General features: G+C 68.7%; 24 protein-coding genes and 3 tRNA genes. 16 read left to right on the top strand and 11 right to left on the bottom strand.

Features of this window, described 5'->3' with window-relative positions:
- Positions 1 to 48: 48 nt before the first annotated feature.
- Together E4M00_RS03370 and E4M00_RS03365 are read left to right on the top strand one after the other, a co-directional pair.
- Positions 49 to 930, top strand: a complete 882-nt coding sequence (locus E4M00_RS03370) for an O-fucosyltransferase family protein (RefSeq protein WP_135119059.1) — start codon at positions 49 to 51, stop codon at positions 928 to 930.
- On the top strand, positions 927 to 1991 hold the full coding sequence (locus E4M00_RS03365; RefSeq protein ID WP_204772955.1) for an acyltransferase family protein: 1065 nt from the start codon (positions 927 to 929) through the stop codon (positions 1989 to 1991). The genes E4M00_RS03370 and E4M00_RS03365 overlap by 4 nt, the downstream gene beginning before the upstream one ends.
- Here the strand turns inward: E4M00_RS03365 and E4M00_RS03360 are convergent.
- The 10 genes from E4M00_RS03360 to E4M00_RS03315 all read right to left on the bottom strand — a co-directional run bounded on the left by E4M00_RS03360 (position 1959) and on the right by E4M00_RS03315 (position 11132).
- Positions 1959 to 3182 (bottom strand): O-antigen ligase family protein, encoded by a 1224-nt coding sequence (locus E4M00_RS03360; RefSeq protein WP_135119058.1) that lies wholly within the window; start codon positions 3180 to 3182, stop codon positions 1959 to 1961. The genes E4M00_RS03365 and E4M00_RS03360 overlap by 33 nt on opposite strands.
- Positions 3183 to 3232: 50 nt before the next feature.
- On the bottom strand, positions 3233 to 4825 hold the full coding sequence (locus E4M00_RS03355) for a tyrosine-protein kinase domain-containing protein (RefSeq protein WP_167756806.1): 1593 nt from the start codon (positions 4823 to 4825) through the stop codon (positions 3233 to 3235).
- A 52-nt stretch (positions 4826 to 4877) separates the two neighbouring features.
- On the bottom strand, positions 4878 to 6074 hold the full coding sequence (locus tag E4M00_RS03350) for a glycosyltransferase (protein WP_135119056.1): 1197 nt from the start codon (positions 6072 to 6074) through the stop codon (positions 4878 to 4880).
- Positions 6075 to 6076: 2 nt separating this feature from the next.
- Positions 6077 to 6976, bottom strand: a complete 900-nt coding sequence (locus tag E4M00_RS03345) for a glycosyltransferase family 2 protein (RefSeq protein ID WP_167756805.1) — start codon at positions 6974 to 6976, stop codon at positions 6077 to 6079.
- Positions 6973 to 7737 (bottom strand): CDP-alcohol phosphatidyltransferase family protein, encoded by a 765-nt coding sequence (locus E4M00_RS03340; RefSeq protein ID WP_135119054.1) that lies wholly within the window; start codon positions 7735 to 7737, stop codon positions 6973 to 6975. Before E4M00_RS03340 ends, E4M00_RS03345 begins: the two co-directional genes overlap by 4 nt.
- Positions 7734 to 8933, bottom strand: a complete 1200-nt coding sequence (locus tag E4M00_RS03335) for a DUF1972 domain-containing protein (RefSeq protein ID WP_420813407.1) — start codon at positions 8931 to 8933, stop codon at positions 7734 to 7736. The genes E4M00_RS03340 and E4M00_RS03335 overlap by 4 nt, the downstream gene beginning before the upstream one ends.
- A 13-nt stretch (positions 8934 to 8946) precedes the next feature.
- Positions 8947 to 10473: a sugar transferase gene (locus tag E4M00_RS03330; RefSeq protein WP_135119052.1), complete on the bottom strand. Its 1527-nt coding sequence runs from the start codon at positions 10471 to 10473 to the stop codon at positions 8947 to 8949.
- A gap of 327 nt (positions 10474 to 10800) precedes the next feature.
- Positions 10801 to 10876: transfer RNA gene (locus E4M00_RS03325), tRNA-Phe, on the bottom strand.
- Positions 10877 to 10938: 62 nt separating this feature from the next.
- Positions 10939 to 11012: transfer RNA gene (locus tag E4M00_RS03320), tRNA-Asp, on the bottom strand.
- Positions 11013 to 11059: 47 nt separating this feature from the next.
- A tRNA-Glu gene (locus tag E4M00_RS03315) sits at positions 11060 to 11132 on the bottom strand.
- A 242-nt stretch (positions 11133 to 11374) separates the two neighbouring features.
- Between E4M00_RS03315 and E4M00_RS03310 the strand changes: the two genes are divergently transcribed.
- Together E4M00_RS03310 and E4M00_RS17945 are read left to right on the top strand one after the other, a co-directional pair.
- Positions 11375 to 12814, top strand: a complete 1440-nt coding sequence (locus E4M00_RS03310; protein ID WP_135119051.1) for a M23 family metallopeptidase — start codon at positions 11375 to 11377, stop codon at positions 12812 to 12814.
- Complete coding sequence (locus tag E4M00_RS17945) at positions 12807 to 14165, top strand: C40 family peptidase (protein WP_135119050.1); 1359 nt, start codon at positions 12807 to 12809, stop codon at positions 14163 to 14165. Before E4M00_RS03310 ends, E4M00_RS17945 begins: the two co-directional genes overlap by 8 nt.
- A 77-nt stretch (positions 14166 to 14242) precedes the next feature.
- Here E4M00_RS17945 and E4M00_RS03300 read toward each other — a convergent pair whose 3' ends face one another.
- Complete coding sequence (locus tag E4M00_RS03300; RefSeq protein WP_056165533.1) at positions 14243 to 14737, bottom strand: inorganic diphosphatase; 495 nt, start codon at positions 14735 to 14737, stop codon at positions 14243 to 14245.
- A 46-nt stretch (positions 14738 to 14783) separates the two neighbouring features.
- On the opposite strand from E4M00_RS03300, the gene tilS reads away from it, so the two are divergent.
- The 12 genes from tilS to E4M00_RS03240 all read left to right on the top strand — a co-directional run bounded on the left by tilS (position 14784) and on the right by E4M00_RS03240 (position 25198).
- On the top strand, positions 14784 to 15803 hold the full coding sequence (gene tilS, locus E4M00_RS03295) for a tRNA lysidine(34) synthetase TilS (RefSeq protein WP_135119049.1): 1020 nt from the start codon (positions 14784 to 14786) through the stop codon (positions 15801 to 15803).
- 61 nt (positions 15804 to 15864) lie between these two features.
- Positions 15865 to 16416, top strand: a complete 552-nt coding sequence (hpt, locus tag E4M00_RS03290) for a hypoxanthine phosphoribosyltransferase (protein WP_056165536.1) — start codon at positions 15865 to 15867, stop codon at positions 16414 to 16416.
- An 88-nt stretch (positions 16417 to 16504) separates the two neighbouring features.
- Positions 16505 to 17386: a hypothetical protein gene (locus E4M00_RS03285; protein ID WP_135119048.1), complete on the top strand. Its 882-nt coding sequence runs from the start codon at positions 16505 to 16507 to the stop codon at positions 17384 to 17386.
- Positions 17387 to 17470: 84 nt separating this feature from the next.
- A complete protein-coding gene (ftsH, locus tag E4M00_RS03280; protein ID WP_135119047.1) occupies positions 17471 to 19486 on the top strand; it encodes an ATP-dependent zinc metalloprotease FtsH in 2016 nt (671 codons plus the stop codon).
- Positions 19487 to 19499: 13 nt separating this feature from the next.
- Positions 19500 to 20096 carry a GTP cyclohydrolase I gene (folE, locus tag E4M00_RS03275; protein WP_135119046.1) on the top strand — a complete coding sequence of 199 codons (597 nt, stop codon included), beginning with the start codon at positions 19500 to 19502 and terminating at the stop codon, positions 20094 to 20096.
- 1 nt (position 20097) lies between these two features.
- A complete protein-coding gene (gene folP / locus E4M00_RS03270) occupies positions 20098 to 20916 on the top strand; it encodes a dihydropteroate synthase (RefSeq protein ID WP_135119219.1) in 819 nt (272 codons plus the stop codon).
- The gene (gene folB / locus E4M00_RS03265; protein WP_135119045.1) at positions 20909 to 21280 is read left to right on the top strand and encodes a dihydroneopterin aldolase; all 372 of its coding nucleotides are present in this window, start codon (positions 20909 to 20911) and stop codon (positions 21278 to 21280) included. The genes folP and folB overlap by 8 nt, the downstream gene beginning before the upstream one ends.
- A complete protein-coding gene (folK, locus tag E4M00_RS03260; protein ID WP_135119044.1) occupies positions 21277 to 21831 on the top strand; it encodes a 2-amino-4-hydroxy-6-hydroxymethyldihydropteridine diphosphokinase in 555 nt (184 codons plus the stop codon). The genes folB and folK overlap by 4 nt, the downstream gene beginning before the upstream one ends.
- Positions 21828 to 22301, top strand: a complete 474-nt coding sequence (locus tag E4M00_RS03255) for a DUF3180 family protein (RefSeq protein ID WP_135119043.1) — start codon at positions 21828 to 21830, stop codon at positions 22299 to 22301. The genes folK and E4M00_RS03255 overlap by 4 nt, the downstream gene beginning before the upstream one ends.
- The gene (locus E4M00_RS03250) at positions 22294 to 22869 is read left to right on the top strand and encodes a PH domain-containing protein (RefSeq protein WP_240036808.1); all 576 of its coding nucleotides are present in this window, start codon (positions 22294 to 22296) and stop codon (positions 22867 to 22869) included. Before E4M00_RS03255 ends, E4M00_RS03250 begins: the two co-directional genes overlap by 8 nt.
- The gene (locus tag E4M00_RS03245; RefSeq protein WP_135119042.1) at positions 22866 to 24419 is read left to right on the top strand and encodes a PH domain-containing protein; all 1554 of its coding nucleotides are present in this window, start codon (positions 22866 to 22868) and stop codon (positions 24417 to 24419) included. The genes E4M00_RS03250 and E4M00_RS03245 overlap by 4 nt, the downstream gene beginning before the upstream one ends.
- The gene (locus tag E4M00_RS03240; RefSeq protein ID WP_135119041.1) at positions 24416 to 25198 is read left to right on the top strand and encodes a Rossmann-like and DUF2520 domain-containing protein; all 783 of its coding nucleotides are present in this window, start codon (positions 24416 to 24418) and stop codon (positions 25196 to 25198) included. The genes E4M00_RS03245 and E4M00_RS03240 overlap by 4 nt, the downstream gene beginning before the upstream one ends.

Genomic DNA, 25198 nt, shown 5'->3' with positions numbered 1-25198 from the left:
TCCCCTCCGCACCCGTTCGGTACTGCGCGTTCCGCAGGAGGTGAGGAGATGACCCTCCCCCTGTTGCGCCCGTCGATCGTCGCGTACAACGGCTACGACTCCGGTCTCGGAAACCGGGTGCGCGTCGTGCTCGGCTGCAAGAGCCTCGCCGATCACGAGAACCGGGACTTCAGCTACGTCTGGCCCACCGGGCCGCTGTTCGGTCCGAAGTTCCCCGAGCTGTGGGACTTCTCCGGTCGCACGATCTCGCGGGCGACCTCGCGGGTTCTCGCCAAGGTCTATCCCTACGTCGACGAGACCCTGACCTGGCTCGATGACGACAAACGGCGCGAGCACGTCTGGCAGATCAGGACCGGGAGCCCGATCCAGCTCCCTGCGGGTGCCCGGAGCTGGCAGGAGGAGTTCCGTGCCCTCCAGCCCGCGGACGAGATCGCGCGGTCTGTGACGACCTTCTTCGATGCCCACCTCCGCGGTGCTCCCTACGTCGGCGTCATGGTGCGTGCCCACGCCGTCTCCCACTCCGTGACCCGCGAGACCTCGCCCGTCGAGTGGTTCATCGAGCGGATGCAGCAGATCCGGGATGCCGACCCCGATGTCCGCTTCTTCCTCTCCTGCGACGTTCCCGAGGTGCAGGAGCGCATCATCGCGACGGTGCCGGGATGCGTCGCCCAGACGGACAAGGGTGCGTACAACTCGGCCGAGGCCGTGCGGGCGTCGATCGTGGACCTCTATCTCCTGGCGGCATCCGGCTACCTGATCGGACCGCATTTCTCGAGCTTCATCCACCTCGCCGAACACCTCGCCGGCGATCGCCTGATCCTCGACACCCCGGTGAACCCGCACGCGGAGCCCGACTATCTCCGCCAGGGGATCGTCAACGACCCCCTGCGCCCGTTCGTGCGCGTCGACCAGTCGGGGGCGGTGTCATGACAGTCCGGGTCGCCGAGCGATCGACGATGACGATCGCCGCCCGGTTCGATCCGCGGGCCAATGGCCTGAACGCCGTGCGACTGCTGCTCGCGAGCGGCGTGATCATCTGGCACGCGTTCCCATTGACCGGGCAGGACATCCCCGACGGACCTCTCCGGCAACTCCTGGCGTTCATCTGGGTCGACGGTTTCTTCGCAGCATCCGGCTTCCTCATCGTCTCCAGCTGGATGCGCCGACCGAACTGGTGGGCGTTCCTCAGTGCCAGGCTGCTCCGCATCCTTCCGGCCTTCTACACCTGCCTCATCGTCACGGCCTTCGCCATCGCTCCGCTGGCGATCTGGCTCTCCAACTCCGTGTTCCCGCCGGGATTCTGGGCGGACGGTGTCGGCTACGTGCTCAAGAACTCCAGCCTGCGCATCTTCCAGTACGACATCGCCGGAACGCCTCTCGGGGTACCGGACGAAGGCGTCTGGAACGGGTCGATCTGGACTCTCTGGTGGGAGTTCCTCTGCTATCTGGGTGTGCTTCTCCTCGGGGTCACCGGTCTGCTCAAGCGCACGTGGGTGCTGCCCGTGGTCTTCGCGCTCTGCGTGATCGGCGTGCTCTCGACGTCGTACGGCCCGATCGACAACTTCTACGTCTACGCCGCGGCGCGGTTCGGGATCATGTTCATAGCGGGCGGTCTCATCTTCCGGTTCCGCGACCGCATCCGCGCGTCGTGGATCCTCGTCGCCCTCGCGATGGTCGTGGTCGTCGCCTCCGCTTGGCTCCCGGACTACAGGGTCGTCGCAGCACTGCCGCTCGCGTACGCCGTCATCACCACCGGCGCCCTGCTGCGCCAGCGCATCTTCTGGCTGAGAAACGACGTCTCCTACGGGATCTACGTCTACGCCTTCCCGATCCAGCAGACCCTGGTCCTTCTCGGCGCAGCAGTCTGGGGCATCCCCGCGTTCATCCTGCTGTCCATCGTCCTGACGATCCCGTTCGCCGTGGCGAGCTGGGTCTTCGTCGAACGGCCGGCGCTCAGGCTACGGAAGCGGGCTCAGGGCGTCGCGGCGTAAGACCACGGCGGGCGCATCCACCCCGCGCGGCTTCGCGGCGGCAACCGGGAGGAGCCCCAGTCCGACGGTGAGCACCAGCGTGGGCAGTGAACCGTAGATGGGGCTGAACAGCACGTTCCACAGCGTCGAGATGCCGAGGAACATCGTGATGCTCGTGGCCGTGCGCGTCGACAGGCCCTGTCCCAGGGTGTGGAGCACGAGCACCACGATCCACGCCACGAACGCCAACCCGGGAATGCCGTACTGGCTCCAGAGGTCGCCCGCGACGGAATGGAGCTCGAAGCCGCCGCCGAAGAGGTAGGTCTCGACGTAGCCGTTGTTGGGTTGGTAGCCGATCGATGCCATCCCGGTCTTGGCGACGAGGATGTCAGCCAGATTGGGCTGCACTCCGGCGCCGAACCCCCACGGGTTGGACTGGAACAGCGCGATGCTCGCCGCGGCCTCCGGACGACCGCCGAGCAGGAGCGAGCCGGATGCCTCCAACTGGGCGATCGTGCGCGATTGAGCCTGCTCCCCGAGATAGCCATCGACGATCAGAGCTGTGGCCAGGTTGTAGGTGATGGCCGCGATGACGGCGACCATCGCGACCATCGCCAGGGAGCTCGCTCGTCGGGTGCGGAATTGCGGGAGCATCTGCCAGAACACGAGGACCGCCGTGATCATGAGGGTCGCGAAGCGGTAGCGGGAGTCGGTGCCGAGCGCCACGACGGCGAAGACGAGCAGGGCGACGGCTTCCAGAGTGCGCAGTCCGGGGCGGCTCACGAGCGAGAGCACGATGATCATGACGGGGAATCCGACGCCGAACTTCCACGGATTCTCGTTGCCGGTCTCGGCGCCGAGAGTTGCACTGGCCAGCATCGCGAGACCGAACAGCGCTCCGACCATCCAGTCGGGGATGATCGTGCGTGCCCACAGCACGACACCGACGGCTGTGACGATGCCGATCAACATCATGACGCCTGCGATCATGCCCGACTCGCTCGACTCGTGGTTCACGGCGGTCACTTCGCGCAGCCAGATCCCGGAGACCGCGGCGAGGAGCCCGAGGGCGGCGAACACGGTGGCACCCCAGTACCGCCGCAGCACCGTCACCCAGAGCGGGAGCAGCACGAGCGCGACGACGAAGCCGACGGTGAGGCTGCCGCCGACGAAGATCCGTGAGCCGACGGCCAGGACTGCGAAGCCTGCCACCAACCGGATGGTGAGGCCCGCGTGTTCCGGACCCTGTGTGCGCACCGGCGTCAGCTCTCCACGACGACGGTCGCTCCGGCGTCACTCGTGTGGATCACGTCCGATCGAGCCCGACGTGTCTTCTTGGTGCGGGTGACGGTCGGAGCCGCAGCGTGCGACTCATCGGTGGCTTCTGGGCCCTGATCCGACTCGACATCGGCCGCAGCCGGCGATTCCTGCGGCGCCGCCGACGGTTTGGTCGGGGCCGTCGTCTCCTCTGCATCGTCGGGGGTCGACGCGGGCAGGTCGGGCGAGCCGTCGGAGCGCTTGGCGTGGTAGGAGTAGTACTCGATCGCCTTGGGCGTGGGGATGCGGTCGAACACCACGCCGAGCAACCGGGCGTTCACCGTGCGCATGGATCCGACCGCCTCGGCCAGTTGCTGACGACGCGTCGACTTGTACTTCACGACGATGATCGCACCGTCGGTCGCGTGAGCGAGGCCGAGGGTGTCGGTGGCGGCGAGCAGCGGTGGGGTGTCGATGACCACGAAGTCGTAGGTCGATGACACCTCGGCGAGCAGTGCGGCCATCGCCGACGAACCGAGCAGCTGCCCGGGGTTGTGGGGGATCACTCCCGACGCCAGCACGTCGACGGTGCGCGCGTATCGCTGAACGGCGTCCGCCACGGAGAGCTTGCCGAGCAGGACGGTCGTGAGGCCGACGGATCCTTCGAGTCCGCAGCGCTCTGCGATCGTGGGGCGGCGCAGGTCGCCATCGATGAGGAGTACCCGCCCGACCCGTTCAGCCATGGCGAGAGCGAGATTCAGTGATGTCGTGGACTTGCCCTCACCGGCGGTCGCTGAGGTCACGATGACGCTGCGCACAGCTCGCTCGATGTCGGCGAACTCGAGGTTCGCCCGAATCCTTCGATACGACTCCGCCTGCATACTGTGCGAATCGCTGCGCATGGCGATCCAGCCGGGTTTCTTCGACGGGCCGGTGGCGACGGCTCCGAGCACGGGCAGGCCCGTGATGGCGGTCAGCTCCTTCTCACTGCGGACCCTGGTGTCCAGAAGCTCCCAGATGAGGGCGAGGACCAGGCCGAGTGCCAGTCCCACCGCGAGACCCGTCGCGACGATGAGTCGGGTGTTGGGGGCGAATGGCGCCGCGGGCACCTGAGCCGGAGCGATCTGGGTCATCTTGACCGCGGGGGTCTTGTCGGCGCTCGTCGGGGAGATCTCCTCGACGACCGTGGAGAGGGAGTCGGTCACGGCATCGGCGATCATCGCCGCGCGTGCCGGATCGCTGTTCTGGACCGTGATCTGGATGATCACGGTGTTGAGCGGCGTGTCCGACGAGATGACGGAGGCCAAGCCGTTGACGGTCGTGGTGAGGCCGAGTTCGTCGATCACCGGCTGGAGGACCACCGGCGACGTCGCCAGTTGAGCGTAGGACTGCACGTTGGCCTGCGCGAAGTTCGACCCCTGGACGAGCTCGCTCGTCGTGTCGCCACGCTGGGTCGACACGAAGACGCTCGCGGTCGACTTGTAGAGCGTCGGCAGGGTCGAATCGTAGAAGAACGCAGCCGCGGCACCGAGGAGACCCAGGACGATGATCAACGGCCAACGGCGGCGCAGCGCCGAGAGGTACATCCGCGGATCCATCCCTCCCCCTCCTTCTCTTTGCCGCAACACTACCCGGTCGGCCGATGAAACCTCAGGTGCCGTCATCGGAGTCCTCGACGCCCCAGGCGCGGCCCGCGGCGGTGGCCTCGACCGCTGCCGACATGCGCGTCCTGTAGAGCTCGGTGCTGTGGCGGGAGTGGGCGACCTCGCGGTCGACGAGCGCGGCATCGCGGAACGTCGGCCAGTCCTCGTACACGCTGCGCAGGGCCGCCGCGAGCGCGGCCGCGTCGCCGGGGCGAACCCGCTGGGCGCTCTCGAAGCCCGATGACGCCTCGCGCAGTCCGGAGGTGTCGCTCACCACGACGGGCCGGCCGGCCAGCAGGGATTCGACGGCGGTGTTCCCGAACGGCTCGTCGACTCGAGAGGGCACGACGGCCACGTCGCACCGGCGGTAGGCGTCCCAGACGTCGGGCTGGAACCCGAGCATCCTGACGGCGTCACCGAGCCCTTCATCGCGGATCTGCTCGACCAGGGCGGCCTCGTACTCCTCGTTTCCGGCGAACACCGATCCGACCACGTCGAGCTCGGCGGGCGTCCCGCCCCTGCGGAGCTCGGCCATCGCCGCGATCGCCACGTCGACGCCCTTGCGATCCGACAGTCTGCCGACGTAGAGAACACGCAGGGGGCCGTCGATGCCGTCACGTGCCGTCGTCGTCTCAGCCGGGCCGGCGACGCCGTTCGGCACGATTCCCACCCGGTCACCCAGCGCGGAGAAGGAGTCCCCGAGAACGTCAGCGCTGAAGCCGCTGTTCGCCACCACTGTTCGCGCGAACAGCACCGGCGCCGAGAGCGCCCGGCGCAGAACGGGGCGGGCCGAGCGTTCGGCCTCGTGCACATGGCAGAGCACAGGCCTGCCCGTCATCCGCCCGACCGCAATCCACAGGGGAATCGTCACGGTGTTGACGTAGATCACGTCGGGTCGTGCTCGCAGTGCCAGACCGATGCCGGCGGCCAGCCCGCGGGCCGCGCCCGAGATGAGCTGCAGCCAGCCCGACGGGGTGATGAGGCTCTTGCGGAGCACGAGGGTCGGGGCGATCACGACGCTGGCTCCCAGAGCACGGACGGCCTCGAGCATGGGGCCGTCCGTCGGCACTGTCACCAGAACGGCGTGCCCGGCGGCCCGGAGACCCGCGACGCTCTCGACGAGCATCCGGTCGGAGCCGAAGAGCTCGGCTCCAGGATGCGCGACGAGGACTCGGAGCCGGGGTGAGGTGGTCGGATCCGCCATGGCTACACCGACTCCCGCCAGCGGGCCCCGGCCCACGTGCCCCGGACGGCGGCGAGAATGAGCTGCGGCTTCCGGAGCAGCACGCGTCGTCCCGCGCCGCGCGTGATGATGCGGTAGGCGTAGCCCACGTCTCGGGCACGCCAAGCCCGGCGGGTCCCGGCGGGAAGGTTCTTGGCCGCGAACAGCAGACGGTTCCGGCAGTTGTAGTACACGTAGGTCGGGGTCTTCCCCTGCCCGGCCTGAGTTCCCCCCACGTCGTGCACGACCTCGAGGTCGGCGCGCACGCTGAGCGATCCTCCGGCCGTCCGGCAACGCCAGGACAGGTCCACGTCCTCCCAGTACAGGAAGTAATCGTCGTCGAATCCGCCGGATCTCGACCACAGGTCCTCGTGGATGGCCACGCACGCCCCGGTGATCCAGCCGTCGGCCGAGGCACTGTCGGATCCCGGCGCCGTCGAGGTGTATCCCGTCGTGGTGTCGAGTGTCGCTCCCTCGAACCACGGGCGTCCGTCCGTCCGCACGATCCTCGGAGCGACCAGGACGTCGTGGTGCTCCAGAACGATGGCGAACAGCTCTGCCGCGACCGCTGCCGTGATGATCGCATCGGGGTTCAGGATGATGAACGCCGTGCACCCGAGGGAGCGCGCATGCTCGACGCCGATGTTCACGGCGGTGCCGAATCCCACGTTCCGATCGTTCGAGACGACCCGCCATCCGTTGTCGGCTGACAGTCGCGCGACAGTCTCGGCCTCGGCCGTGCTGGTGAAGTTGTCGACGATCACGATCTCGTCGGCGGCGGTCGACCCGTCTCCGGATGCCAGATTGCTGGAGAGGAGCGCCGACGACCCGTAGTTCACAATGATGATCGCGGTGCTGGCGGCCCGGTCCGGCTGCGGCGTCACGACTTCCCGCCGGGCACGAGGGCGCCCATGTCTCTGAACCACTTCACGAGGGCGAGCAGCAGGTACGCCGCGTTGGCGACGAAGAGGATCGTGTACACGCCGAGGAACACCAGAGGGAACCCGAGGGTCAGGAACGACAGGCAGAGAACGCCGTAGTCGGTCGGGATGCCGAGGAGCGAGCGGATGGGGCTGCTGGCGCGCGGCGGAGCCTCAACGGCCGTCGCATGCCGCCCTTTCAGCTGGTCGTTGAGGATCATCGCGAAGAACGACACCGTCGCCACCACGGTGAAGCCGATCGGCACGAGCAGCCAGGCCGCGTTGGTGATCGGGAAGTGCAGGTAGAAGGTGATGAGCACGGCGAGATGCAGTGCCGAGGTCTTCGCGGCGTCGAGCACGTGGTCGAGCCACTCGCCGGCTGGGGTGCCTCCTCCGCGGAGCCGCGCGAGCTGCCCGTCGGAGGAGTCGAGTGCGTAGCCGATGAGGAGGAGGGCCGCGACGAGGACGCCGACCCAGGGGACCGCCGGCGCCGCCGCGATGACGGCGATCGCACCGAAGGTGAAGCCGGCACTGATGATGCTGACGACGTTGGGCGTCAGCCCGGCGAGGTAGGCGATGGCGGCCAGCCGACGGCCTGCCGGACGATTCACGTAGACGGAGTAGGCGGGCGCCCCACGAGCGCGCTTCTTCTGGGCGCCGGCCAGCCGCTGCACGATGTCCGAGTAGCGCTCCGCCGGAGGACTGGTGGCGGCGTCCCCGGTCACCGTCGTCTCGATTCGCTCAGGGCCGTGCCCGTCGACACGAACCGTGGCTTCGCGGCGAGGGCCCGTTCGGAGTCGGCCGCCCGTGGGTGGGATTCCCCGCTCGTCGAGTAGCCGAGCACGAGCCGCTCCGCGAGGGCCTCGTAGCCCAGGGCGACGGTATCCCAGCGGTACACGGACTCGGCTCGCTTCTGAACGGCATCCGCGTCAGCGTCGACGAGCTCAGGCCGCGTCTCGGCGATCCCGAGCAGCCTCGCGACATCGGCCGGGCTGCCGAAGAGCTGGGCACTCGGACCGGCGACATCGCGGTTGAACTCGACATCCCAGGCGATGATGGCCGTGCGCGCGCCCATCGCCCGGAGGAGGGAGGGGTTCGTGCCGCCGACGGAGTGTCCGTGCAGGTAGGTCATGGCGTGGGCGTACAGCTGGTCGAGCAGGTCCTGGTCGTAGACGCCGCCGAGGAATCGGATGCGGGGATCGGCGCCGGCCGCCTCACGGATGCTCTGCGTGTGCGCCGCCGCGTACGGCGCGCTGCCGACCACGATGAGCGGCTTGGTGGCCGCGCTCTGCCTGTAGCCCTCGACGATGACGTCGACGTGGTTCTCGGGTTCGAAGCGGGCGACGACCAGGTGGAATCCGCCGGGCTCGAGGTCGAGCTCCGCGAGCCGGTCGGTGGGAGTGTCCGTGAGGATCTTGGCACCGTAGGTGAGCAGCTCGGTCGGGACCGCGAACTCGTCTCGGTAGTACCGGCTGATGCCGTCGGCATCCGCGATGAGGGCATCAGCCCACCGCACGGACATCGACTCGGCCCAGCGGTAGTAGCGACGACCGTTCGCTCCCCACTTGTCCCGCTTCCACTCCAGTCCGTCGACGTGCACGGCGACGGGGATGCCGCGCGCACGGAGTGCGGGCAGGAACGGAGCATTGGCGGCGTTGAAGACGAAGGCCGCGTCGGGTCGCCGATGGGTCACCGCGTGAGCGACCGAGAACCCGGTGTGGGACAGGGTCTCGGCAGTCTTGAGATGAAGGGCCGGGAGGTGCACGAGGTTCATGCCGAGGTAGGTCGAGCGCGGGCGCTCGTCACTCCTCCTGCAGTACACCGTGACCTCGTGGCCGTTCTCGACCATGCGGCGGCCGATCTCCTCGACGGCCGTCTCGAATCCGCCGTAGGCGGCAGGCGCTCCCCGGGTGCCGATCATCGCGATCCGCATCTCAGTAGGCCCCGACAGGCTTGAGGATGGTCTTGAAGGTGCGCCAGATGATCATGATGTCTCCGGTGAGCGACCAGTTCTCCACGTAGTAGAGGTCCAGGCGCACGCTCTCCTCCCAGCTGAGGTCCGACCGGCCGCTGATCTGCCACAGTCCGGTGATGCCGGGCTTGATGAACAGACGACGGTGCACGTCCTTCTCGTAGGAGTCGACCTCTGACCGCAGCGGAGGACGCGGCCCGACGATGCTCATGTCACCGTTCAGCACGTTCCAGATCTGGGGGAGTTCGTCGAGGGAGTACTTCCGGAGCAGACGCCCGACCCGGGTGACCCGCGGATCGTTGCGCAGCTTGAACAGCACGCCGTTGGCCTCGTTCTGGTCGAGCAGGCCGGCGAGGTCGTCTTCGGCGGTCGCGACCATGGAACGGAACTTGACCATCTGGAAGGTGCGCCCATTGCGACCGCACCGCTCCTGGCGGAAGAGCACGGGGCCATGGCTGTCGAAGTGCACGAACAACCCGATGGCGACGAGGACGGGCGCGAGCACGAGGAGAGCCGCCGCCGCGAACACGACGTCGAAGGTGCGCTTCAGCACGTGCTTCCAACCCTCGAAAGTCGGGATCTCGACGTGGATGAGGGGGAGGCCCTCCACCGGACGGAAGTGGATGCGCGGGCCGGCGACATCCGTCAACCGGCTGGAGAGCACGAGCTCGGTGGCGGTTCCCTCGAGGCTCCAGCCGAGGGTGCGGATGTAATCGCTCTCGCCTGCACGGGGGCCGGCGACGATCACGGTGTCAGCGCGCCACTCGGCAGCAGCCTGAGCGACACCGTTGACATCGGAGATGACGGGGATGTGGCGATCGCCGGCCACGAGGTCGGCGATGTTGTCTCCGTCGAGTGCTGCTCCGACCACGACGAACGTGGCACCGGACTTCTGCTCGACCTGCTGGGCGACGTACTCGGCGTCGGCGCGATCGCCGACGATGATGGCCCGTGCGAGGTAGTGACCGAAGCGACGCTGACGCAGCAGCCACTTTCGGCACAGCCAGCGCATCGCGACGACGCCACCGAGGCCGAGCGGCAACGCCACCAGGAAGTAGATGCGTGCGAAGTCGACCGTGAAGACGATGCATCCGATCGCGAAGAGGCCGAAGGCGAGTGCCGTGGCGTTCGTGACCCGCTTGTATTCGAGTGCGCCGACGCCGACGGTGTGCGAGCCCCGCGTGTGGAAGGCGGCCAACGAGGCCAGCCAGATCGCCGCGAGCGCGACCGGGCCGACGCTGTACGACAACAGGTTCCCGACGGGGGCCCCTGTGGTCAGCAGTCCGGTGATCAGGGCGGTGCCGATGGCGAGGATCACGATCACCGTGTCGGAGGTGCGCAGCAGGTCGCGGTAGCGACGTGCCCAGACCAGGCCGGACAGGTGGGTGTCGACGTGCTGGTGGACACCAGACGTCGGGGGCGTCTCGACGAGACGAAGGGTACGCGGCGACTGGGCCGCCGCAGCGGGTCTGGCTCGACTCTCGCTCATTCAGACACCGCGTTCCGGTGGCTGGACGGCGCGTAGGGGGCGCGTGGTCGTAGGGGTGGAGTGGTGGCTTCAGGTAGGCAGAAGCCAGCGCAAAGTGCTGACATGGCGGTTCGTTCCCTGCATTTCGGGTTTACAGGTACTGCATCGGGTTTGTGCAAGCTGAACTGTGCTCAGCTATGCATGGTTCGACACTATCGATCCACGGGGTCGGGGAATGACCCCAGAGTGGGGGTAAGTTCCGGTTCTGGTCAGGTGAATGATGTTGACAACCGGACGGCGGACGCCGGGGTGCGAAAAAGCCCCCGATCCGCGTGGACCAGGGGCTTGTGGTGGCTCCGACGGGCGTCGATCCCGTGACCTCACGATTTTCAGTCGTGCGCTCTACCAACTGAGCTACAGAGCCTAGGCATTCTCGATGCCGCTTAAAGGAGAAGCCCTCTCTTTCGAAAGGGCTTGTCGCCTTTGCGACCCTGACGGGACTTGAACCCGCGACCTCCGCCGTGACAGGGCGGCACGCTAACCAACTGCGCTACAGGGCCTCGATGTGAAACCATTCTATATTCAATTTTGAGATCCGATTTCTCGGTGACCCCAACGGGATTCGAACCCGTGTTAACGCCGTGAAAGGGCGCCGTCCTAGGCCTCTAAACGATGGGGCCGGATGAGCCACCAAGCGATGACCACCGACGCATAAGCATACGGTGTGGCGCGCGACGTGACAAATCGAGCAGGGAATCACGTCGACGAGCCCGGAAACATGCGGATGCATCCGATTCTGCGACTGGCGCAGGATGAGCCGGATTTCGACCTGCCATCGGGTTAGATTCCTCGCGGCGGTTCCCGTCGACGCGCTCGGCTGCCATCAGCCGGTCGTTTCGCCGCTGTTGTTAGTGTTAAAGAAGTGACCAGAGTGATCGCGCGTCCCCCCAGCGCGATCGAATGGGGATTCATGGAATACCGCGAGCGGAAGTACGGGCTTCGCCGGCGACGACCGGACGCGAGCTCGCGTCGGCCGCGCCTGCGCGTCGGTGCTCGAGTGGCTGCCATCGCCGTCGTCGTCGCGCTGGCCATGACGGGCGGCCTCGTGTCCCCGGCGGCCGCCGACGAGTACCCCACCTGGGATGACCTGCAGAAGGCGAAGTCGAACACGTCGGCCGCTGCAGACAAGGTCGCCCAGATCACAGACCTCATCGCGCAGATCGAGGTGCAGGTCGCCGAGACGCAGGCCGAGGCCGAGAAGCGCGGCGCCGAACTCCAGGTCGCGCAGGACGCCTACGACGAGGCGGTGCGGAAGGCCGCCGAGATCCAGGCGCAGGCCGACGCGAGCCAGAAGGAGGCCGACGCAGCCACGGCGCAGGCCGGCCAGCTCGCGGCCCAGCTCTATCGCACCGGAGGCACCGACCTCACCGCCAACCTCATGCTCGATCAGGATGCCGAGAAGTCCGACGCCCTGCTGTCGCAGCTCGGCAGCATGAGCAAGCTCGTCGAGCGCAGTTCGGAGATCTACGAGTCGGCCCGCACAGCGGCCAACACGGCCAAGTCGCTGGGCGAACAGGCCAAGGTCGCGCAGGGTGAGCGCGAGAAGCTGCGCATCGCCGCCGAGAACGCTCTCGCTGCCGCGATCGAAGCCCAGCAGGCGGCAGAGGCCGCCCTGGCCGAGTCGCAGGCCAAGAGTGCAGAACTCGCAGCCCAGCTCGCCTTCCTCCAGGACACTCAGGCCAAGGTCGCCACCGCGTACCAGAAGGGCGTCGAGGAACGAGCCCGCCTGGAGCGCGAGCGTCTGGCCCGCGAGGCCGCGGCTCGGGCGAAGGCCGCAGAAGAGGCCGCCGCTGCAGCTGCTGCCGGCGGTGGCGGAGGAGGAGGCGGCGGTGGTGGCGGCTGGAACGGTGCCGGACTGCCCGGCGGCTACGTCTCACCGCAGAGCCTGTGGGGCGTCCCGGCGGGAGGGCCGATCACCGACGGGTACGGCCCGCGTGCGTCGCTGTGCGGCAGTGGCGGCTGCAGCGGATCGTTCCACTACGGCGCCGACATCGGCGCCGGATGCGGCGCCCCCATCTTCGCCGCGGCCAGCGGAACCGTCGTCTACGCCGGCTACCTCGGCACCTACGGCAACTACGTCAAGATCGACCACGGCGACGGCATCTACACCGGCTACGCGCACATCGCCTACGGCGGAACGTATGTCGGCGTGGGCCAGCACGTCAACGTGGGGCAGAACATCGCCGGCGTCGGCACCACGGGTGCCTCGACCGGATGCCACCTCCACTTCGAGGTGTACCAGGGCGACTATCGCATCAACCCGTTCCCGTGGATGGCCGGACTCGGAGTACCGCTTGGCTGAGAAGGACCGCTCCCGCGGATCGCGACTGACACCGTTCTCGCTGTTCGCCGTGCTGACGGCCGGTGCTGTGACGGCATCCGTCGGCATCGTCGCCCCGGCGCTCGCCGACCCCGGGTACCCGTCGTGGGACGAGATCCAGACGGCGAAGAAGAACGAGGCCACGAAGAAGGCCGAGATCACCCGCGTCACCGAGCTGCTCGCCGGGCTGTCCGCGGCCGCCGAGGAGGCGTCGAAGCAGTCGCAGATCGCCGCAGAGGCCTACCGGAACGCCCTCGAGGCGCTGGCTACGGCGCAGGAGCGCGAGAAGGACCTGCGGTCGCAGGCGGATGCCGCAGCCAAGACGGCGAAGACCTCGAAGATGCGCGCCGGGCTGATCGCGGCGCACCTCGCGCGCTCGGGCGGGAAGGACCTCTCGGTCGACCTGTTCCTCAACGGCGACAAGGCCGAGGACCTGCTGCACCGACTGGGATCGGCGTCGAAGCTGAGTGAGCAGTCTCAGGAGATCTACACCGAGGCCCTGCAGGACGCCAACACCGCGACGGCGCTGGCCGCTGAGGCCGACTCCGCAGCAGCCGAGCGCAAGAAGCTCGCCGCAGACGCCGAGACGAAGCTCGCGAGCGCGCAGGTCGCCGCGAAGGCCGCCGAAGACGCCTATGCCGAGCAGGTCAAGTACTCCGACGAGCTGTACAGCCAGCTGGCCACGTTGAAGGACACGACGGCCGCGCTCGAGAAGGACCGCATCGAGGGGATCGCCGCAGCCGAGGCCGCAGCCGCCGCAGAGCGAGCGGCCGCTGAGAAGGCGGCTGCCGAGAAGGCGGCCGCCGACAAGGCCGCGGCCGACAAAGCCGCTGAGGACGCCGCCAACAACGGCGGCGGCGGTGGTGGAGGCGGCGGTGGCGGTGGTGGCGGTGCCCCGGCACCCGCGCCGGCCCCTGCACCGGCTCCAGCCCCCGCTCCGGCACCGGCTCCGAACGGCAACCTCGTGGAGACCGCCATCGGCTTCGCTTCAGCGCAGCTCGGCAAGCCGTACGCCTCGCCCGGCGACAGCTGGAACACCTGGGACTGCTCCGGGCTCACCAAGGCCGCCTACGCGGCGGCGGGCTCCTACATCGGCACGCACTCGGCCACCAACCAGTACTGGACGATGGCCGGACAGGGGCGCCTCGTGCCCTATTCGCAGCGCCAGCGCGGCGATCTCATCTTCTGGGGCAGCGGCGGCGACTACTACCACGTGGCCATCTACCTCGGCGGCGACCGCATCCTCGAGGCAGCCGACTGGGGCAAGCCCGTACGCGAGTGGTACATCTGGGGCGGCTACGACGTGGCCGGCATGGTCGGTCGTCCGGGCTAGTCCGACTCCGCTCCGGTGGGACGCAGGAGGGGCGAGCCGCAGCCCGCCCCTCCTGATGGATCCGTGTTCGAGAAGTTCTAGTGCTTCTCGTGTCCGGGGAACGCCTCGATCGACTTCTGGATGATCGCCTCGGCCTCAGCCGCGTTGCCCCATGCCTCGACCTTGACCCACTTGCCGGGCTCCAGGTCCTTGTAGTGCTCGAAGAAGTGCTTGAGCTCGTTCTTGGTCTGCTCGGGCACGTCGTCGATGTCCTGGATGTGCGCCCAGCGCGGGTCCTTGGCCGGCACGACGATGACCTTGGCGTCTCCGCCGGCCTCATCGCTCATGTCGAGGTAGCCGACGGGGCGGACCGAGACGCCGACGCCGGGGTAGACGGGGTACTCGAGGAGCAGGAGCGCGTCGAGGGGATCGCCGTCATCGGCCAGGGTGTTCTCGAAGAATCCGTAATCGGTCGGGTACGCGAAGCTCGTGAAGAGCACGCGGTCGAGGTAGACGCGCCCGGTCTCGTGGTCGACCTCGTACTTGTTGCGGCTCCCCTTGGGGATTTCGACGACGACGTCGTATGCGGCCATGTTCTGTTCTCCTTGAGTGTCGGGAAAGTCGGCTTAAGGTTACTGGATGGAGTCCGAGCGCCGTCCCCGGCTGACCCCCGCCATCGCCGACGTGCGCCGTGCAGTGCGCAGCTGCATCGATGACCTCGCCCCGGCGACGACGGATGCGCTGCTCCTCGTCGCGCTGAGCGGCGGCGCCGATTCCCTCGCCCTCGCCGCGGCGACAGCCTTCGAGGCGCCGCGGTCGGCGATGCGCGCCGGCGCAGTCGTCGTCGACCACGGGTTGCAGGCCGGCTCGGCCGCGGTGGCGGAGCGAGCTGCGGCCCAGGCCCGGGCACTCGGCCTCGACCCGGTGCTGGTGCGCCGGGTGGACGTCGCGGCGGCGACGGATGGCGGAGGTCCCGAGGCCGCAGCCCGGGACGCCCGCTACGAGGCCCTGAACGCCGCCGCCGCCGAGACCGGTGCTCTCGCCGTGCTGGTCGGCCACACCCTCGACGACCAGGCCGAGACCGTGCTGCTGGGGCTCGCTCGGGGCTCAGGGGGGTCGAGTCTGCAGGGCATGGCTGCGGCATCCGGGATCCTGCGGCGCCCGCTCCTCGGCATCCGTCGATCGACCACTCGCCAGTTCTGCACCGACGCCGGACTGGGCGCCTGGGACGACCCGCACAACGACAGCGACCTCTACGCGCGGGTGCGGGTGCGCGCGCGCGTGCTGCCCGTGCTCGAGACCGAGCTCGGTCCCGGCATCGCCGAGGCCCTCGCCCGCACGGCGGAGCAGTTGCGTGAGGACTCCGAGGCGCTCGACTCCATGGTCGAGGAGACCATCGAGGAGATCTGCGAGCCGGCCGAGGCCGGAATCGCGGTGTCGGTCGGCGCCCTGGCGGCGAACCCGGCCGCGCTGCGGCAGCGCATCATCCGTCACGTGGTGGACAGCGAGTTCGGCGTGAGTCTGAGCCGGGTTCAGACTCTGGCTGTCGCCAGGCTGGTCACGGACTGGCACGGCCAGAAACCGCTCGATCTGCCGGGTATTAGAGTGAAACGCGACGGCGGACTGATCGTGTTCACCGCAGCGTCGACTCCCCTCTGATCACACCCGGATCACCCTGATCACACCCTGATCGACCCAAGCGGAACGGAAACCCCAGGCCATGGAAGCCCACGACATCGACGGCCAGCTCACCGAGATGCTGCTGAGCGAAGAAGACATCCACGCGAAGCTCGCCGAGCTCGCCCGGGTGATCGAGGTCGACTACGCAGACAAGAACGTGCTCCTTGTCGGCGTGCTGAAGGGCGCCGTCATGGTCATGGCCGACCTCGCCCGTGAACTGCGCATCCACGCCAACATGGACTGGATGGCCGTCTCGTCGTACGGCAGCGGCACCCAGTCGAGTGGAGTCGTGCGCATCCTGAAGGACCTCGACACCGACGTCACCGGCCGTCACGTGCTCATCGTCGAGGACATCATCGACTCCGGGCTCACGCTGAGCTGGCTGCAGTCCAACCTGGTCACGCGCGGAGCGGCGTCGGTCGAGATCTGCGCCCTGCTGCGCAAGCCGGATGCCGCCAAGGTCGCCGTCGACGTCAAGTACCTCGGCTTCGACATCCCGAACCAGTTTGTCGTGGGCTACGGCCTCGACTACGCCGAGAAGTACCGCAACCTGCGCGGCGTCGGCATCCTCGCGCCGCACGTCTACAGCTGAGGTCGGATCTCGCCCGACCCGCAGCCCCGGACGCACGAGTTTCAGGCCGTTCATAGCCTTCGCGATGAGCTGAAGCTATATTGACGCCATGCGACTCCCGATCAGGCCGCTTTCCGGGCGTTGGCCCGCCCCGCTGCAGAAGGCATTCACCCGGTTCTTCTGGCGCGACCCCAGCGTCATCCTCGATCCGGATGTCTCCGCGGAGGACTTCCGCCGTGCGATGTCGGCGATCCACGTCGGCGAGACCATCAAGATCACCGAGGGGGACAGGCACCCGGCTGCCGACGCCCTCATCATCGACAACATCGACCTGACGGATGCCGTCATCGTCGACATCGGCGCATCGGACGGGTCGACCTCCGTCGACCTGATCGGCAAGCTCCCGACCTTCGGCGAGTACATCATCGCCGACCTGTACTTCCATCTCACCGCGCGACGGTCGGGCGGTCGCACCTTCCTGTTCGACCAGGCGGGGGAGTGCATCCTCGTCGTCGGTCCCCGTGCCGTCGCGTGGCCGAGCCTGTCCGGGTTGGTGCGGCGGCTGTACTCGCGCCGGATCGCCCGATCGCTCCAGCCCGACGTCCCGGTGGAGCAGGTGCTCCTGCTGAACCCCGATGCCCGAGCACTGATGGCCTCCGATCCCAGGGTCACCTTCCGCCAGCATGACGTCTTCACCCGCTGGGGCGAGCCGAGGCCGACCCTCATCAAGGTGGCCAACCTGCTCCGTCAGCTGTACTTCTCGGATGACATGCTGCGCGCCGGGGTCGCCTCGGTGCTCGACAGTCTCGACGAGGGCGGCTACTTCCTCATCGTCGACAACTCGCGCATCAAGGACATGCCACCGAGGGCGGGCCTGTACCGGAGAACCGGAGACCGCTTCGCCGTCGTCGAGGAGACTCCCAACCGGCCGGAGATCGGCGACCTCATCGAGAGCGTGAGACTCCCGTCAGCGGTGGCGCGGTCGGAGTGACGCTCGTCGCGCCCCGGCGCTGCGGCAAGCCGTGAGCGAACATGGAGCAAGTGCACAGCGCCCGGGCGATACCCTCAGAGCACCATGAACGTGAAGAAGCTCCTGCGCGGACCATTCCTGTACATCATTCTGGCCATCATCGCCGTCTGGATCGGGTCCAGCCTGATCACGATGTCGGGCTTCCGCGAGGTGTCGACCCAGCAGGGACTCGAGTTCCTGAACGACGGCAAAGTCGCGAGCGCGAAGATCGTCGACGGCGAGCAGCGCGTCGACCTCACTCTCACGAGCGCCGATCCCAAATACGGCGAGCAGGTGCAGTTCTACTACGTCACCCCGCGCGGTGAAGAGGTCGTCGACGCCGTGAATTCGGCCAAGCCCAAGGACGGCTTCACCGACGAGGTTCCGCAGCCGAACTGGTTCCTCTCCGCGCTCGGGTTCCTCCTTCCGCTCCTGCTCATCGGCGTCTTCTTCTGGATCATGCTGTCGGGCATGCAGGGCGGCGGCAACAAGGTCATGCAGTTCGGCAAGTCGAAGGCCAAGCTCGTCACGAAGGAGAGCCCGCAGGTCACCTTCGACGACGTCGCCGGAAGCGACGAGGCCCTCGAGGAACTGCAGGAGATCAAGGACTTCCTCAAGGAGCCCGCGAAGTTCCAGGCCGTCGGAGCCCGCATCCCCAAGGGCGTGCTGCTCTACGGCCCTCCCGGAACCGGTAAGACCCTCCTCGCCCGCGCCGTCGCCGGCGAGGCCGGAGTCCCCTTCTACTCGATCTCCGGTTCCGACTTCGTCGAGATGTTCGTCGGCGTCGGCGCGAGCCGCGTGCGCGACCTCTTCGAGCAGGCCCGCCAGAACGCACCGGCCATCATCTTCGTCGACGAGATCGACGCCGTCGGTCGCCACCGTGGCGCGGGCATGGGCGGCGGTCACGACGAGCGCGAGCAGACCCTCAACCAGCTCCTGGTCGAGATGGACGGCTTCGACCCGAAGACCAACGTCATCCTCATCGCAGCGACGAACCGTCCCGACATCCTCGACCCCGCGCTGCTGCGTCCCGGCCGCTTCGACCGCCAGATCGGTGTCGACGCCCCCGACCTGCAGGGCCGTAAGAAGATCCTCGAGGTGCACGGCAAGGGCAAGCCGCTCGCCAAGGGCGTCGACCTCGAGATCGTCGCCCGCAAGACCCCGGGCTTCACGGGAGCCGACCTCGCCAACGTTCTGAACGAGGCCGCCCTGCTCACGGCGCGCTCCAACGCCCAGCTCATCGACAACCGTGCGCTCGACGAGGCGATCGACCGCGTCATCGCCGGTCCGCAGCGCCGCACGCGTCTGATGAAGGACAAGGAGAAGCTCATCACGGCGTACCACGAGGGCGGCCACGCCCTCGCTGCCGCAGCGATGAACTACACCGACCCCGTGTCGAAGATCACGATCCTGCCGCGCGGTCGCGCCCTCGGCTACACGATGGTGCTCCCGCTCGAGGACAAGTACTCGATCACGCGCAACGAGCTCCTCGACCAGCTCGCCTACGCCATGGGCGGCCGCGTCGCCGAGGAGATCGTCTTCCACGACCCGACCACCGGTGCCTCGAACGACATCGAGAAGGCCACCGCCACCGCACGCAAGATGGTCACCGAGTTCGGCATGAGTGCCGACGTCGGAGCCGTCAAGCTCGGCCAGTCGCAGGGCGAGGTCTTCCTCGGCCGCGACATGGGCCACCAGCGCGACTACTCCGAGCGCATCGCAGAGCGCGTCGACGCCGAGGTGCGCGCGCTCATCGAGAAGGCGCACGACGAGGCGTGGGAGGTCATCAACGAGAACCGCGACATCCTCGACCACCTGGCCCGCGAGCTGCTCGAGAAGGAGACTCTCGACCACAACGAGATCGCCGAGATCTTCAAGGACATCAAGAAGCTCCCCGAGCGTCCGCTGTGGCTCTCGAGCCAGTCGCGTCCGTTGTCGGAGCGGCCTCCGATCGACTTCCCCACGCCTGCACCGATCGACGAGACGGTGACGGATGGCGGAGTCGGGTCCGACACCGAGGCTCCGGCCGCACCGGCCCCGGCGCGCACCCGCGCCGTGAAGCCGCGTCCGGCGACGGCGTAGACCGGGAGCGCGTGTGACGGGCGTCGATCGGCCACGCATCGAAGCCGCCGTGACCGAGCTGCTGCTCGCGATCGGCGAGGATCCCTCTCGGCCCGGGCTCGTGAAGACCCCGAAGCGCGTGGCGGACTCCTACGCGGAGTTCTTCGGCGGGCTCGAGGTCGACCCCGTGTCGCACCTGCTCGACGCCGTCCCGCTGGGCTCCAGCGACGACGGCCTGCCGCAGACCAGCGACGCCGTCATCGTGCGGGGGATCGACTTCAGGTCGATCTGCGAGCACCACCTGTTGCCGTTCGTCGGCATCGTGCACGTCGCCTACCTCCCCGGTGAGCGCATCGTCGGACTGGGCAAGCTGGCCGACGTGGTCGAGACCCTCTCCACGCGACCCCAGTTGCAGGAACGCCTGACCGAGGAGATCGCCGACGCGCTCGAGACCGGGCTCGCCGCCCGGGGCGTCCTCGTGGTGATGGATGCCGTTCACAGGTGCGTCGTCGCCCGCGGCTCGCGCCAGGCCGGCAGTTCGACCGTCACGGTGGCCAGCCGAGGCGAGCTGACGGACGCCGTCGCCCGGGCCGAGCTCATGGCGCTCATCGGCGAATCCCCGCGTGGCTGAGATGGCGGCATCCGTCGACACCGTCATCCTCGGTGTGCTGAACGTGACCCCTGATTCCTTCAGCGACGGCGGCCGCTGGGTCGACACCGACTCCGCCATCGCCCACGCTGAGGCGCTGGTGGCCGAGGGCGCCGACCTGATCGACGTGGGCGGGGAGTCCACACGCCCCGGCGCCGAGCGCGTCGACCCCGTCGCCGAGCAGGGGCGAGTGATCCCCGTGATCGCCGCCCTCAGCGCGGCGGGCATCGCCGTGAGCGTCGACACCATGAACGCGTCGACGGCGGTCGAGGCCGTCACCGCCGGCGCCGCAGTCGTCAACGATGTCTCGGGTGGTCTCGCCGACCCCGACATGGCGGCAGCCGTCGCCGACCTCGACGTGCACTACGTCGCGATGCACTGGCGCGGGCACTCCAAGCACATGAACGATCTCGCCCGCTACGGCGACGTCGTGACCGACGTGCGGTCGGAGCTCGCCGCCCGGGTCGACGCCCTGCTGGCTGCCGGCATCAGATCCGACCGCATCATCCTCGACCCCGGCCTGGGCTTCGCCAAGCGTGCCGAGCACGACTGGGAGCTGCTCGGCAACCTCGGCGAGCTCGCCAGTCTGGGGCATCCGCTCCTCATCGGGGCGTCGCGCAAGCGGTTCCTCGGACGTCTGCTGCCCGCCGACGCGCCGGTGGCCGACCGGGATCTCCCGACGGCCGTGGTGAGCGCCCTGAGCGCTCGCGCCGGGGTGTGGGGCGTGCGCGTGCACGACGTTCTCGGCACGCGCCGCGCCCTCGACGTCGTGCGCGCATGGCAAGGTGGAGAGCGTGGATAAGACGCTCGACAGCATCAGCATCACCGGACTGCGCATCGACGCGCACCACGGGGTGTTCGAACACGAGCGCCGCGACGGCCAGGAGTTCGTGATCGACGCGACCGTGTGGCTCGATTTCGCGGGGGCAGCGGCCGATGACGAACTGGCGCAGACCATCCACTACGGAGAACTGGCCGTCGAGATCGCCGAGGCCGTGCGCCGCGATCCCGTCGACCTCATCGAGACCCTGGCCGAGCGCATCGCCGCCACGGTACTGGCGCATCCCGCGGCCCATGAGGTGCGCGTCACAGTGCACAAGCCGCAGGCCCCCATCCCCGAGCGATTCGACGACGTGTCCGTCAGCATCACCCGGGGTCGCGCGTGAGCGCCGGGCCGCGCGAGGGCGACGCATCGGCGGAGACCCGCTCCGTCCTCGCTCTCGGCAGCAACCTCGGTGACCGCGCCGAGCAGATCGCCACGGCCATCGCCGAGATCGCCGACACCGACGGCATCCGTCTCACCGCCGCATCGAAGCTGGTGGAGTCGACGGCCGTGAAGCTCACCGGCACGGACGATCAGGCTCCCCGATACCTGAACGCCGTCGTCAGCATCGCCACGACGCTCGACGCCGACGCGCTGCTCCACGCGATCAACGCGATCGAGGCCGATCACGGTCGCACCCGCGACGAACGCTGGGGCGACCGCACCCTCGACATCGACATCATCACCTTCGGCGACGTCGGCTCGGACGACGCGCGACTGACTCTGCCGCATCCGCGTGCCGCCGAGCGCGCCTTCGTGCTGGCACCCTGGCTCGAGATCGAACCGGATGCCGTTCTGCCGGGCCTCGGTCGCATCGACGCCCTGCTCGCGGCCCTGCCGCCCACCGATGCCGTCGCCGTGTGGCCGGCCGACTCCGGATGGACGACACGATGACCCGCACGCATCCGACGACGCTCATAGCCCTCGCCCTCGTCGGCCTCGTGGTCGGCTATCTGGTCGAGCTCGGTACGGCCGCGACAGGACGAGCCGTGTTCGTGCCGCCCCTCTCCCTGCCGATCGCCCTCGTGGCAATCGCCGCTGTCGTGATCGGCTTCGCCGTGCCCATCCGCCGTGCCGTCACGGGCAGGTCGAAGGAGCGCATCAACCCGTTCCGCGCGATGAGGGTCGCGGCCCTCGCGAAGGCATCGTCCCTCGCCGGAGCCCTCCTCCTCGGCGGCGGTCTCGGGGTGCTGGTCTACCTGCTCACCCGCACGGCTATCCCTGGCCTCGGCTCGATCTGGATGGCCGTCGCCTCGGCCGTCACCGCCGCGCTCCTGCTGGCCGCCGGCCTCATCGCCGAGTACTTCTGCACCATCCCGCCGAGCGGCGACGATCCGGACGACGAAGTTGGAGCCCATGCCTGAGACCGACCATGACGACGATGTCGCGATGACGAGCGCCGGCCCGGAGGATCACGCACCCGACTCCGCGGCTCCCGCGGAGTCGACCGATCCGCGCATCGATCTGCCCGGAATCGCCTGGAAGCGCGTCTCCCCGAAGTACCTCGTCGCGGGACTCGTGCAGCTCGGCATCGCGGCCGTGATCGTCTGCGGCCTCGTCGCCGTCGCCTGGCTCGCGTGGGACTGGACGTGGGCCGGATGGGCACTGCCGTTCGTGGCCGTGTTCTTCATCATCAGCATCGTCGTCGAACCCCGTAGAGTGCGCTCGATCGGCTACGCCCTGCGGACGGACGACCTCGTGTTCCGCCGGGGCATCATGTTCCAGCGCTTCGTCGCCGTGCCGTACGGCCGGATGCAGCTCGTCGACATCACTCGCGGGCCGGTGTCGCGCGCCCTCGGCCTCGCCGACCTGCGCTTCGTGACCGCCGCGGCGGCGACGGCCGTCGCCATCCCCGGGCTGCCCGAGGCCGATGCCGAGGAGTTGCGCGATCAGCTCGTGACCCTGGCCGAGAGTCGCCGGGCCGGACTGTGAACCTCACCGACGGCGAGTGGCACCGCCTGCATCCTGCGTCGCCGCTTCTGCGCGGGGGCATCGCCTTCGTCGCCATCGCCGGCTTCGTGATCGCCAACCTGCGTGAGCGGCTCGTCGAGATCTTCTTCCATGTGCCGAGCTACGGCGACGATCCCCTCGACGACATCTACGCGCGCGGCCTCGTGGGCTGGGCACTCCTTGCGGTGCTCGGGGTCCTCATCGTGATCATCGCCGTGTTCTACCTGTCGTGGCGCATGCACAGCTTCCGGGTGACCGATGATCTCGTCGAGGTGCGCAGCGGCCTGCTGTTCCGCACGCACCGGCGGGCCCGTCTCGATCGGGTGCAGGGCGTGACCATCACCCGCTCGCTGCTTCCGCGACTCTTCGGCGCAGCCAAGCTCGACGTGGCCGTGGCGGGCAACGACGGCAATGTGCAGCTCGCCTATCTCGGATCGGCCGCGGCGGATGCGCTGCGTCGCGAGATCCTGCAGCTCGCCTCGGGGTTGCGGGCGAGCAGGGACGCTGCCGTGCTGCCCCCGCCCGCACCCGGTGGCGAGACCGCCACCAGCGCCAGCGCCGACGTCGACACCGCGACAGGAGCACCGGCATCCGTTGCCACAGGCATCATCAACCAACGCGTGAACGAGTTCCTCGCGCCGGAACTCGACGCCGATGTCGCCCCGCCCGAGTCCGTGGTGCGCATCCCCGTCGTGCGGCTGATCGGATCGGTGCTGCTCAGCGGATACACGGTCTTCCTCCTGGTGGCGGGGGTCGCGCTCATCGTGGGTGTCGCGAACGACGCCGTCTGGCCGGTCTTCGCCGTGCTCCCGATCCTCATCGGCAGCGTGAGTTACTACTGGAACCGGGTCACACGCATGCTGCGCTACAGCATCGCGGGCACGCCCGATGGTGTGCGCGTCGGCTACGGGCTCCTCTCCACCAACAACGAGACGCTGCCTCCGGGTCGCATCCACGCCATCGGCGTGAGCCAGCCGCTGCTCTGGCGGCCGTTCGGCTGGTGGCGCATCCAGGTCAACACGGCGAGCCGGGCGCGCAGCGACGGCCAGAACCGCGACCACACGACGGTCATGCCCGTCGGAAAAGCCGAGGACGTCTCGCGGGTGCTCGGCCTCATGCTGCCGGCCTTCGTCGGCGATGACGCTGCCCTCGTGATCCGCGCCGGGCTGGTTTCGCGGGGCGACGACGACTACTCGGGAGCCCCGCGCCGGGCTGCCTGGCTGCGACCGTTCTCCTGGCGTCGCACGGGCTTCAGGGCGGCATCCGGCGTGCTGCTGCTGCGCCACGGCCTCGTGTCCCGACACCTCGCGATCGTGCCGTACGCCCGGGTGCAGAGCGTGTCGCTCTCCCAGGGGCCGCTGCAGCGATCGTTGCGGCTGGCGGCCGTTCAGGTTCAGACGGTGTCCGGGCCCGTCATCGCATCACTCGACGTCGCCGACGCGGCCACGGCCGTCCGTCTGTTCGCCGAGGCCGGAGCCGACGCCGTCACCTACGCGGCCTCGGACACGAGTCACCACTGGAGCACGTCATGAGCCCGTCCGCGGCAGCATCGCCCTCGTCCAGGGCCGGTCGGCTCGGCGTCGGCATCATCGGGGCCGGTCGGGTCGGGCCCGTGCTCGGCGCAGCCCTCGCCGGAGCCGGTCATGCCCTCGTCGGCATCTCCGCCGTCTCGGAGGCGAGTCTCGAGCGAGCGGATGCGATGCTCCCCGGGGTTCCCGTCCTGACGGTTCCCGAGGTGGTCGAGCGCAGCGAGCTCGTCATCCTCGCGGTGCCCGCAGCCGAGCTGCCCGCCCTCGTCTCCGGCCTCGCGGCGACGGGCGCCTGGCAGCCCGGCCAGCTCGTGCTCCATACGGCGGCGCAGTACGGAACCGAGGTGCTCGCCCCGGCGCTTCAGCGCGGAGCCATCCCGCTCGCCGTGCATCCGGCGATGACGTTCACGGGCACCAGCCTCGACATCTCGCGACTCGGCGAGGCCTGGTTCGCCGTCACCGCCCCCGCCCCCGTGCTGCCGATCGGGCAGGCCCTCGTCGTGGAGATGGGCGGAGAGCCCCACATCGTGGCCGAGGCCGACCGCCCCGCGTACGCCGAGGCCGTCGAGACGGCGGTGTCGTTCTCGAGCGCGATCGTCGATCAGGCCGCCAGGCTGCTGCGCGGCATCGGCATCGAGAACGCCGGCACATTCATCGCCCCGCTCGTGCGCTCCTCGGTCGAGGCGGCTCTGGCCCGCAGCGGCGCGAGTACCATCGATGTGGCCGATCTGCTGGCCGACACCGGAGGCGGGTTCGACAACCCTCCCGCATCCGAGGAGTGA

Source organism: Orlajensenia leifsoniae (assembly GCF_004570845.1).
Lineage (GTDB): Bacteria > Actinomycetota > Actinomycetes > Actinomycetales > Microbacteriaceae > Orlajensenia > Orlajensenia leifsoniae.
The sequence above is the reverse complement of the archived record's forward strand: the minus strand, read 5'-3'. Positions and strand labels throughout refer to the sequence as shown.

Bases quoted from the DNA above. Each gene is read 5' to 3' on its own strand.
- E4M00_RS03370 (WP_135119059.1), top strand. From the start codon at position 49: ATGACCCTCCCCCTGTTGCGCCCGTCGATCGTCGCGTACAACGGCTAC.
- E4M00_RS03365 (WP_204772955.1), top strand. From the start codon at position 927: ATGACAGTCCGGGTCGCCGAGCGATCGACGATGACGATCGCCGCCCGG.
- E4M00_RS03355 (WP_167756806.1), bottom strand. From the start codon at position 4,825: ATGGATCCGCGGATGTACCTCTCGGCGCTGCGCCGCCGTTGGCCGTTG.
- E4M00_RS03350 (WP_135119056.1), bottom strand. From the start codon at position 6,074: ATGGCGGATCCGACCACCTCACCCCGGCTCCGAGTCCTCGTCGCGCAT.
- E4M00_RS03335 (WP_420813407.1), bottom strand. From the start codon at position 8,933: ATGATCGGCACCCGGGGAGCGCCTGCCGCCTACGGCGGATTCGAGACG.
- E4M00_RS03330 (WP_135119052.1), bottom strand. From the start codon at position 10,473: ATGAGCGAGAGTCGAGCCAGACCCGCTGCGGCGGCCCAGTCGCCGCGT.
- E4M00_RS03300 (WP_056165533.1), bottom strand. From the start codon at position 14,737: ATGGCCGCATACGACGTCGTCGTCGAAATCCCCAAGGGGAGCCGCAAC.
- tilS (WP_135119049.1), top strand. From the start codon at position 14,784: ATGGAGTCCGAGCGCCGTCCCCGGCTGACCCCCGCCATCGCCGACGTG.
- hpt (WP_056165536.1), top strand. From the start codon at position 15,865: ATGGAAGCCCACGACATCGACGGCCAGCTCACCGAGATGCTGCTGAGC.
- E4M00_RS03285 (WP_135119048.1), top strand. From the start codon at position 16,505: ATGCGACTCCCGATCAGGCCGCTTTCCGGGCGTTGGCCCGCCCCGCTG.
- ftsH (WP_135119047.1), top strand. From the start codon at position 17,471: ATGAACGTGAAGAAGCTCCTGCGCGGACCATTCCTGTACATCATTCTG.
- folP (WP_135119219.1), top strand. From the start codon at position 20,098: ATGGCGGCATCCGTCGACACCGTCATCCTCGGTGTGCTGAACGTGACC.
- E4M00_RS03255 (WP_135119043.1), top strand. From the start codon at position 21,828: ATGACCCGCACGCATCCGACGACGCTCATAGCCCTCGCCCTCGTCGGC.
- E4M00_RS03250 (WP_240036808.1), top strand. From the start codon at position 22,294: ATGCCTGAGACCGACCATGACGACGATGTCGCGATGACGAGCGCCGGC.
- E4M00_RS03240 (WP_135119041.1), top strand. From the start codon at position 24,416: ATGAGCCCGTCCGCGGCAGCATCGCCCTCGTCCAGGGCCGGTCGGCTC.